Source organism: Citrobacter sp. Cb041, assembly GCF_030336655.1.
Lineage (GTDB): Bacteria > Pseudomonadota > Gammaproteobacteria > Enterobacterales > Enterobacteriaceae > Citrobacter > Citrobacter braakii.
This window is the reverse complement of the sequence record NZ_JAOWDD010000043.1, coordinates 541,757-550,361: the sequence shown is the minus strand read 5'-3', so window position 1 is coordinate 550,361 and position 8,605 is coordinate 541,757. Positions and strand designations below refer to the sequence as shown.

At 49.4% G+C, this 8,605-nt stretch carries 7 protein-coding genes, 2 tRNA genes and 3 pseudogenes; 9 read left to right on the top strand and 3 right to left on the bottom strand.

Annotated features, from left to right (window positions below; all coding sequences use genetic code 11):
• Together OGV52_RS23425 and OGV52_RS23420 are read left to right on the top strand one after the other, a co-directional pair.
• Nucleotides 1-909 (top strand): annotated as a pseudogene (locus tag OGV52_RS23425) (IS3 family transposase); the annotation flags it as partial.
• A 336-nt stretch (nucleotides 910-1,245) separates the two neighbouring features.
• Nucleotides 1,246-1,494, top strand: a complete 249-nt coding sequence (locus OGV52_RS23420) for a CsbD family protein (protein WP_103773462.1) — start codon at nucleotides 1,246-1,248, stop codon at nucleotides 1,492-1,494.
• 162 nt (nucleotides 1,495-1,656) lie between these two features.
• Here the strand turns inward: OGV52_RS23420 and OGV52_RS23415 are convergent, their stop codons facing one another.
• Nucleotides 1,657-1,794, bottom strand: coding sequence for a hypothetical protein (locus OGV52_RS23415; RefSeq protein ID WP_153690256.1), 138 nt, complete (start codon nucleotides 1,792-1,794; stop codon nucleotides 1,657-1,659).
• 558 nt (nucleotides 1,795-2,352) lie between these two features.
• On the opposite strand from OGV52_RS23415, the pseudogene OGV52_RS23625 reads away from it, so the two are divergent.
• Nucleotides 2,353-2,495: pseudogene (locus tag OGV52_RS23625) on the top strand (tyrosine-type recombinase/integrase); the annotation flags it as partial.
• A 50-nt stretch (nucleotides 2,496-2,545) separates the two neighbouring features.
• Nucleotides 2,546-2,740, top strand: a pseudogene (locus tag OGV52_RS23620) (hypothetical protein); the annotation flags it as partial.
• Between the two features lie 66 nt (nucleotides 2,741-2,806).
• On the opposite strand, the gene OGV52_RS23405 reads toward OGV52_RS23620, so the two are convergent.
• Nucleotides 2,807-2,896 (bottom strand) — tRNA-Ser (locus tag OGV52_RS23405).
• Nucleotides 2,897-2,989: 93 nt separating this feature from the next.
• Between OGV52_RS23405 and mtfA the strand changes: the two genes are divergently transcribed.
• From mtfA to OGV52_RS23380, 5 genes are all read left to right on the top strand, one after another.
• Complete coding sequence (gene mtfA, locus OGV52_RS23400) at nucleotides 2,990-3,787, top strand: DgsA anti-repressor MtfA (RefSeq protein ID WP_047357950.1); 798 nt, start codon at nucleotides 2,990-2,992, stop codon at nucleotides 3,785-3,787.
• Nucleotides 3,788-3,886: 99 nt separating this feature from the next.
• Nucleotides 3,887-3,962, top strand: a tRNA-Asn gene (locus OGV52_RS23395).
• Nucleotides 3,963-4,224: 262 nt separating this feature from the next.
• Entirely contained in the window at nucleotides 4,225-5,262 is a 1,038-nt protein-coding gene (locus OGV52_RS23390) for an extracellular solute-binding protein (RefSeq protein ID WP_047499042.1), read from the top strand.
• On the top strand, nucleotides 5,246-6,934 hold the full coding sequence (locus OGV52_RS23385) for an ABC transporter permease (protein WP_287109241.1): 1,689 nt from the start codon (nucleotides 5,246-5,248) through the stop codon (nucleotides 6,932-6,934). The genes OGV52_RS23390 and OGV52_RS23385 overlap by 17 nt, the downstream gene beginning before the upstream one ends.
• A gap of 10 nt (nucleotides 6,935-6,944) precedes the next feature.
• Nucleotides 6,945-7,628 (top strand): ABC transporter ATP-binding protein, encoded by a 684-nt coding sequence (locus OGV52_RS23380; RefSeq protein ID WP_019077086.1) that lies wholly within the window; start codon nucleotides 6,945-6,947, stop codon nucleotides 7,626-7,628.
• Nucleotides 7,629-7,651: 23 nt separating this feature from the next.
• Here the strand turns inward: OGV52_RS23380 and ldtA are convergent, their stop codons facing one another.
• Nucleotides 7,652-8,581, bottom strand: a complete 930-nt coding sequence (gene ldtA / locus OGV52_RS23375; RefSeq protein ID WP_016153509.1) for a L,D-transpeptidase — start codon at nucleotides 8,579-8,581, stop codon at nucleotides 7,652-7,654.
• Nucleotides 8,582-8,605 lie beyond the last annotated feature (24 nt).

Genomic DNA, 8,605 nt, shown 5'->3' with positions numbered 1-8,605 from the left:
CAGATGTTTGCCGACCTGAGCCTTGAGAGCCGGGCGCTGAAAGACGTTATCGAAAAAAAGCTTTAAAACCAGCCTTTAAGCGTGAGCTGGTCACTCATCTGATAACGACATTTGGACTCAGTATCCGTCAGGCCTGCCGGAGTCTGAACCTGAGCAGAACGGTTTACCATCACCGTCCGGATACCACGCGTGACGAACCCGTTATTGTCGCGTTGCAGGCAGTGGCTGAGCGATACCCACGATACGGTTTTCCGAAACTTTTTCAGGTTCTGAGGCGGCAGGGACACCCGTGGAATCACAAAAGGATCCACCGTATTTACTGTCTGCTGAAGCTGAACTTTCGTCGTAAGGGCAAACAGCGGTTGCCGGTGCGTAATCCCTCGCCACTGGCCACGCCGGAAGCGCTGAATCAGAGCTGGTCTGTCGATTTTATGCATGATGCCCTGGTCTGTGGCCGTCGTTTTCGCACGTTCAATGTTGTTGATGACTTTAACCGTGAGGCATTGTCGATTGAAATCGATCTGAATCTGCCAGCTCTGCGGATGGTCCGTGTACTCGACAGGATCGCCGCAAATCGCGGCTATCCTGTCATGCTACGCATTGATAACGATCCGGAATTTATCTCACTGGCTCTGGCTGAATGGGCAGAGAAATATGCAGTAAAACTGGAATTTATCCAGCCGGGTAAGCCGACGCAGAACGCTTTTATTGAGCGATTTAACCGGACATACTGTACAGAAATACTCGATTTTTATCTTTTCAGAATGCTGAATGAAGTGCGGGAAATCACGGAGAAATGGTGTCAGAATATAACTGTGAACGTCCGCATGAATCACTGAACAATATGACACCGGAGGAATACCGACAGCACCATTATTTGCCGAGATCTCAAAAAACGCATGGAACTAAAACGGGTCTATTTACAAATTCATCAGCATGATAATATGAACCGCCTTCATCTTCCCACTCATTTAACGAATGTAACCATTCATCTTGTGTCACGATTTTTCCTGTTACAGTACTACGCAAAAAAACAGTCATAACTATTTATCCAATAATTTTAGGCATCGATTCACTTTGATTCTAGGTTAGATATCACACGGCATTCCATATAGTTCTTGAATCTATATCAAATGGGATTCATTAGAACATTTTAATATATGTTAAATCATTACCAGCGATTTCCATGTATATTTATTCTAACTGCTATACTTTATAGATAATTAATTATTGGAGATTTAGTTTATGTTTGGTACAAAAAAAGATAAAAACCATATTATTCATGGTGAACTAGAGGAAAGTTACGGTGAGGCTCTGGAGTCACCTGAGCATAAATTTAATGATACTGCAAGAAAATACGCATCCAGAGCAAGTGATGCAGTGCGAACCAGTACAGATAACATCAAGAGTCAGATAGAGTCCAATCCAATAACTTGCGTCGCCGTAGCCGCGACTACCGCATTTATAATTGGCTTTTTGTTGGGCCGCCGTTAAAGCATAAATGGCTCATACCGAGCCATTTATAACGAAGAACACTTAACCAGCGAAAATAAAAACTCACAGTTTATATTTTTTAAATTCATTCACACGCAGTTCTCATCGATTTCTCATCACATAATAAACCGCCTAGATTACGACGGTTTATTATGATACATATCATTTAGGAGAATCCCTGTCAATTTCGGGATTCTCTGGCTCTGAGGGTTCTCCGTCATCTGGATAAATTGGTTTATCTTCTCCAGGGAAGGGTAAATCTTCAGGTATCGGTTCAACTATATCAGGACGGTCTGTCATAAAACCACCTTTAAATTACTAAGAAAACAACAAAGCATTATGTTTACTTTTGTGTTTTTTTAGTTTTATTCTTTTCCTCATCATCATTTTTTCTATCCTTGTTCTTAGATTGATCAGGAGATATGTTCATTGAGTAAAATTTCATGGAAAACTCCAATTTATTTTCCAGCACGTCGCTGTGGTTATAGTATAGTAAAAAAAACCATAAAGAATTAACGAGGCGGTTATTATCTCGGACAAACACGTTCATGTCATTAATTAATGAGAAATTAAAAAAACACACTTACAATTAATTTACATGATCCGATAGGGCGAGATTATTTTTATGCTTTCTAATTACCCGCATCGCTTCCAACCGGCCTCTGCCTTTTTATCTCTTCAATTTATCTAATCCCTGCAAGTTGGTTGTTTGCCTTCTCTATTGCTGCAAGAAGAGGTTTAATCCAGATTACGATCTCGCAGTACGTCAGCGCACTGGAGGTAATGGAGCTACCACCGGCTGGGTCAGCGTTCCCGGTATCGGGGTGTATTGCGCTGGTACGTAAACTGTTCGCATAGTTGTCTGATGTTCTTTCACTCAAATGGTCGCAAATAAGCGAGGAAGGCATTTTTATTCAGCAAGGAAAGACCGGGACTACGCAAATAAAGGTCTGGACCGAACGGCTTCATAACGCCATCGAACTTGCAAAGACTTTGGACGGACGGGAAACGGTCATCTGTAGCAGGAAAAAAACCAGATAGAAAACTGCCGTGTACTTTTCATGATCTCAAAGCCAAGGGAATATCGGATTACGAAGGCTAGAGTAAGTAAAAGCAAGTATTCTCAGGTCACAAAACTGAAAGCCAGGTTGTGGTTTATGACAGAAAAGTGAAAATTTCTCCCACATTGGATCTTCCAGTATTGGGCAAATCAGAAGATGATGATGGCGAGTTTTATACCAAGTGAATATACCAACACTATACCAAGTGTGACATGAGTCGTTGAAAGGAAGTGTGCTAAGTGTTTGAATAGTGGCGGAGAGAGGGGGATTTGAACCCCCGGTAGAGTTACCCCTACTCCGGTTTTCGAGACCGGTCCATTCAGCCGCTCTGGCATCTCTCCGTTTTGGCGGTTGCCATGATGCCAGGTAATTTGGCATTTTAACAGACCCAGTTCCGTCAATTTCGTTCAAGTGACGAGTTTGCGAGCAAAACGATGATTAAGTGGCCCTGGAAAGAACAAGAAGCAACCCGGAGTGACGATTGGCCGTGGGACGACGCCCTGGCTATTCCCCTTTTGGTGAATCTCACCGAGCAAGAACAAGCCAGACTTATTGCCCTGGCCGAGCGCTTTTTACAACAAAAAAGATTAGTCGCTCTTCAGGGGTTTGAGCTGGACCCGCTAAAAAGTGCGCGCATTGCTCTGCTATTCTGTTTACCTGTTCTGGAAATGGGGATTGAGTGGCTCGACGGGTTTCATGAAGTTCTCATCTACCCTGCCCCATTTGTCGTAGACGATGAATGGGAAGACGATATTGGGCTGGTGCATAATCAACGCGTGGTACAGTCCGGGCAGAGTTGGCAACAAGGCCCGATAATCCTCAACTGGCTTGATATTCAGGATTCCTTTGATGCCTCCGGCTTTAATCTGATCATCCATGAAGTGGCGCACAAGCTTGATATGCGTAATGGCGATCGTGCCAGCGGTATTCCGGCGATTCCCCTGCGCGATATAGCCGGTTGGGAACACGACCTGCATGCTGCAATGAACAATATTCAGGATGAGATCGATCTGGTTGGAGAAACTGCGTGCAGTATAGATGCCTACGCAGCGACTGATCCTGCTGAATGCTTTGCCGTGCTATCCGAGTATTTTTTCAGTGCTCCTGAATTATTTGCTCCGCGTTTTCCTGCCTTATGGCAGCGTTTCATCCAGTTTTATCGCCAGAACCCCATGGAGCGGTTACGCGATACCCGGGGAGACGACGATTATCGCTCACCAAACACGCATTAACACTGAATTTGAAGATTAATTAACCAATTGAAATGACGCGCTAATTTTACTGTTGACACCTCATGATGAGGTCAGTAATATGCGCCTCGTTCACACGATTCCTCTGTAGTTCAGTCGGTAGAACGGCGGACTGTTAATCCGTATGTCACTGGTTCGAGTCCAGTCAGAGGAGCCAAATTTAAGAAGCCCGCTTAAGGAAACTTAAGCGGGCTTTTTGCTTTTCACGTCTGTGTAAAAGCTGCCTCTATAAGCGCTCAGTCTGCCATAACTCCCCATTCCATGCCGCATCACATCGTTGATTAAAGTTGTGTAAATGTAAATCGTTTAAACTTTGCAATTATTGTAAGTGCTAGTGATTATCATTTATTGTACGCGAGCCAAAAGAACGAGCCCCAACTCGGTTCACTGTATGTTCCAATTACTCTGGGATAAAAACGATGAATGCTCTGACTCGCACCGGATTGCGCCGTATCACGCTTGCCTCTGCCCTCCTCTTCTCTGTCAGCCTGCCGGCTTTCGCTCAGGAAACGTTAACGCTTTACACCACCCGTGAACCGGGCCTGATCCAGCCTTTACTTGATAGCTGGACTAAAACCAGCGGTATCAAAGTAAGTACGGTCTATATCAAAGACGGTATGCTTGAGCGTGTTAAGGCTGAAGGCAAAAACTCCCCTGCCGACCTGCTGATGACCGTCGATGCCGGAAATCTCATCGATTTGGTTGAAGCCGGCGTCACTCAGCCGGTAGAGTCAGAAGCGCTGAAAGCCGCCATTCCGGCGAATCTGCGCGGCGCGGATAATCAGTGGTTTGCGCTTTCTATGCGCGCCCGCGTACTGTATGCCGAGAAGTCGCTGCCAATCGATAACTGGCATTACGAACAGCTCGCCAGCCCAGAATACAAAGGTAAAGTTTGTATTCGTTCCGGTCAGCACCCCTACAACACGGCGCTGATCGCCGCGATGATTGCCCATCATGGTGAAGCTAAAACCGAAGAATGGCTGCGCGGCGTGAAGGCTAACCTGGCGCGTAAAGCCACCGGCGGCGATCGCGATGTTGCCCGCGATATCCTCGGTGGAATTTGTGATATTGGTCTGGCCAACTCCTATTATGTCGGCCATATGAAAAACGCCAAAGAAGGCAGCGATGCTCGTCAGTGGGGCGATGCCATTAAAGTCGTTAAACCAACATTTGAGAATGGCGGTACGCACGTCAACATCAGCGGCGCTGCCGTTGCCCGCTATGCGCCAAATAAAGCCGATGCCGTTAAGCTGATGGAATATCTGGTTTCCGCGCCTGCCCAGCAGCAGTATGCGAAAGCGAACTTTGAATATCCGGTACTGAAAGGCGTAACCCTTGACCCGGTCATTAGCGCCACAATCGGTGAAATCGACGTCGATAAAACGCCGCTCACCGAGATCGTGAAGTATCGTAAACAAGCTAGTTTGCTGGTAGATAAAGTTGGATTCGATCAATAAATCGCTGCAGTTTCCGACGTTACGCGGCCTGGTTTCCGGGCCGCAGTCATTATTAACGCCGTTGCATCTTGGCGCGTTGTGCGTCGCGCTTGGCGTCCTGACCCCCATCGTTGCGCTGATCTGGCAGGCCACTCAGGCTGATTTATCCCACTGGGATAATCTTATGTCATATGTACTGCCTTCAGCGCTAAAAAACACCGTGCTGTTGCTAGCGGGTGTCGCGATAATGGTTGGCGTCATTGGCGTAGGCAGCGCATGGGCGGTAACGGCATGGGATTTCCCTGGGCGAAAAATTCTCAGTTGGGCGCTGCTGTTGCCGCTGGCAATGCCGACCTACATCGTTGCCTTTGCATGGCTCGATCTGCTGCATCCGATTGGCCCGTTGCAAACCTTTATCCGTTTTATACTGGGCTTTGACAGCCCGCGACAGTTCCGTCTGCCCGATTTACGTTCCCTTTCCGGTGCAATAATCCTGCTCGGATTAGTACTTTATCCTTACGTGTACCTGACAACCCGCGCCATGTTTATCAGCCAGCCGGCCCATCTGTTGGAAGCTGCACGTACGCTGGGTTGCAGCGCGACCGGGACCTTTTTTCGTGTTGCACTCCCCATGGCACGCCCGGCACTGGCCGTCGGGATCAGTCTGGCGTTGCTGGAAACGCTTAACGATATTGGCGCGTCGGAATTTCTCGGGGTACAAACGTTAACCGTTACCGTATACACCACGTGGATCTCTCGCTCTGATTTATCTGCCGCAGCGCAAATCGCCTGCATGATGCTGATGTTTATATTCTTTATTCTGACGCTGGAATTTTATGGCCGCAGAAAACAGGGATTCAGCAGCCGTAGCCTGCGGGAAATTCAACCCACCCGCGTGCAAGGCTGGCGTGGCTGGCTACTCGGTGTCGTTATTTCGCTGCCGGTTGTGCTGGGCTTTCTGGCCCCGGTGCTGTTTTTAATCTGGGAAAGCGCCAAACGTATAGGTGACGAGAGCCCTATATCCTCCTCGTTACTGGCTGCATTACAAAATACGTTATCACTGGCCGCGGGAACCACGTTGGTGGTGGTTTGCGTCAGTATGTTGGTGGCCTGGAGCGCGCGGCATAGCGCCGCAGATAACGCGATGCCAGGATTTCGCCGTGGTGTGATGCGTCTGGCTTCTTTAGGCTACGCGGTTCCCGGTACAATTCTGGCGATTGGTTTTTTAACCCCCGCCATGGCAGTCGACCGCTGGCTGGCAGATTTACTGGATGTTCGCGGCCTGCCGCTGATGTCCGCCGGGATCCTGCTGGTAATTTGTTGTGCCATGCGTTTCCAGGCGATTGCTATCGGCGCACTGGATTCCGGCCTGGGCCGCATTCCGCCTTCGCTGGAGCAGGCTTCTCGTCTGTTGGGTGAGAATGGTGCCGGCACATTTGCACGGGTTCATTTCCCATTGCTGCGCCCGGCGTTAGTGAGTAGCACCCTGCTGGTTTTTGCCGATGCCATGAAAGAACTGCCAACAACGTTGCTGTTGCGCCCGGTAAACTTCGAAACGCTGGCAACGTTGCTGTATGCAGAAGCCGCCCGTGGAACCTATGAAGAAGGTGCTATCGCCGCGCTAATGATTGTTTTAGCTGGCACGCTACCGGTTATTTTGTTGGTGCGTCACCAGATGACTCGCCGTGGTTAAGAGAGTAACAATGTCAGAAATTGCATTACGACTCCAGGATGTGCACGTTGCCTACGGCAACAGCCAGCAATCGGTGCTGAGCGGGTTTTCAATGTCGGTACGTAAAGGAGAGATCGCCTGTCTACTGGGCGCTTCAGGTTGCGGAAAAACCACAGTGTTACGCGCAGTTGCCGGATTTGAACGGCTGCGAAGCGGAGAGATCTATGTGTCGCAACGCCGCGTTGCCGGTTCAGGTGTTCATCTGCCGCCGGAAAAACGGCATGTCGGCATGGTCTTTCAGGAATATGCGTTATTCCCTCACCTGACGGCGCAACAAAATGTGGCCTTTGGGTTACGACGTATGCCGCGTGAGCAGCAGCAGGTCCGGGTGGCGGAGCTGTTAAAAATGGTGGAGTTGCACAGTCATGCCAGCCGTTATCCGCATGAACTGTCCGGCGGTCAACAGCAGCGTATCGCTCTTGCGCGCGCGCTGGCGCCGCATCCGGAAATCCTGCTGCTCGATGAGCCTTTCTCCAGCCTTGATAAGCGCACACGTGAGCGTCTTGGCAACGAGGTGCGGGATATTTTGCGTGCCGCCGGGCAAACGGCACTGCTGGTTACACACAGCGAACACGAGGCGCAGCTAATGGCAGACCATATTGGCGTGGTAAAAATGGGGCAGTATCAAATTAAAAAAGCGACCCACCCAGGCTAAAGGTCACAGGGTCGCCTTGAAAATTAGTAATGGGTCTGAATCAGACTGATATTCACCGGCATGCCGGAGCGTCTTTCCAGTGCCTGATTTCCGCGACTCATATCCACGTCATTCCCGCTGATGAAGGTGCGCAGCGCGGGGGTGACTGGCAAGGGAACTTTTCTGTCAGACTCGTATTCCGACCGGTTTCGTGACAGTGGTTCATGCACTTCCACCCAGCGACTACCGTCCGGCTCTACGCTGTATTTCACCGGTCGGTCTATCAGTTGCACACGCGTCCCTACCGGTACGGTATCAAACAGATATTTAATGTCGTCATTACGCAAACGGATACACCCCTGACTTACCCGCAGACCAATACCGAAATTCGCATTTGTGCCATGAATGGCATAAAGCCTGCCGATATAAATCGCATACAGTCCCATCGGGTTATCTGGCCCGGCAGGAACAAACGCCGGCAGGCTTTCCCCACGTGCTGCGTATTCGCGCCGGGTATTCGGCGTAGGCGTCCAGCTTGGTGCTTCCTGCTTACGTTCTACCGCCGTCACCCAGTTACGCGGCGTTTCTCTGCCCGCCTGGCCAATGCCAATGGGTAAAACCTCAACCGTATTGCTGCCAGCGGGATAATAGTAAAGGCGCATTTCTGCGACGTTGATTACGATCCCCTCGCGTACAGTATCCGGTAATATCAGTTGCTGTGGCACAACCAGCGTAGAGCCAGACTTAGGCAGAAAAACATCCACGCCGGGATTGGCCTCCAGCATATTGCTCAACCCCTGTCCGTACTGCGCGGCAAAAGCTTCCAACGGCTGAGTGTTTCCTGAAGGTACCGTAATGGTCAAAGGGCTCCCCACCAGGCGACTGCCTTCAGGCGGGAGCGGATAACTCACCGCCTGCGCGCTCTGACTCACGAGCAGCATAATGAGTGAACAAAGCAGTTTTACACGACGCATCTTTTTCCTTTCCTTCGCCGCAGC

Bases quoted from the DNA above. Each gene is read 5' to 3' on its own strand.
- mtfA (WP_047357950.1), top strand. From the start codon at position 2,990: ATGATTAAGTGGCCCTGGAAAGAACAAGAAGCAACCCGGAGTGACGAT.
- ldtA (WP_016153509.1), bottom strand. From the start codon at position 8,581: ATGCGTCGTGTAAAACTGCTTTGTTCACTCATTATGCTGCTCGTGAGT.
- OGV52_RS23420 (WP_103773462.1), top strand. From the start codon at position 1,246: ATGTTTGGTACAAAAAAAGATAAAAACCATATTATTCATGGTGAACTA.
- OGV52_RS23415 (WP_153690256.1), bottom strand. From the start codon at position 1,794: ATGACAGACCGTCCTGATATAGTTGAACCGATACCTGAAGATTTACCC.
- OGV52_RS23390 (WP_047499042.1), top strand. From the start codon at position 4,225: ATGAATGCTCTGACTCGCACCGGATTGCGCCGTATCACGCTTGCCTCT.
- OGV52_RS23380 (WP_019077086.1), top strand. From the start codon at position 6,945: ATGTCAGAAATTGCATTACGACTCCAGGATGTGCACGTTGCCTACGGC.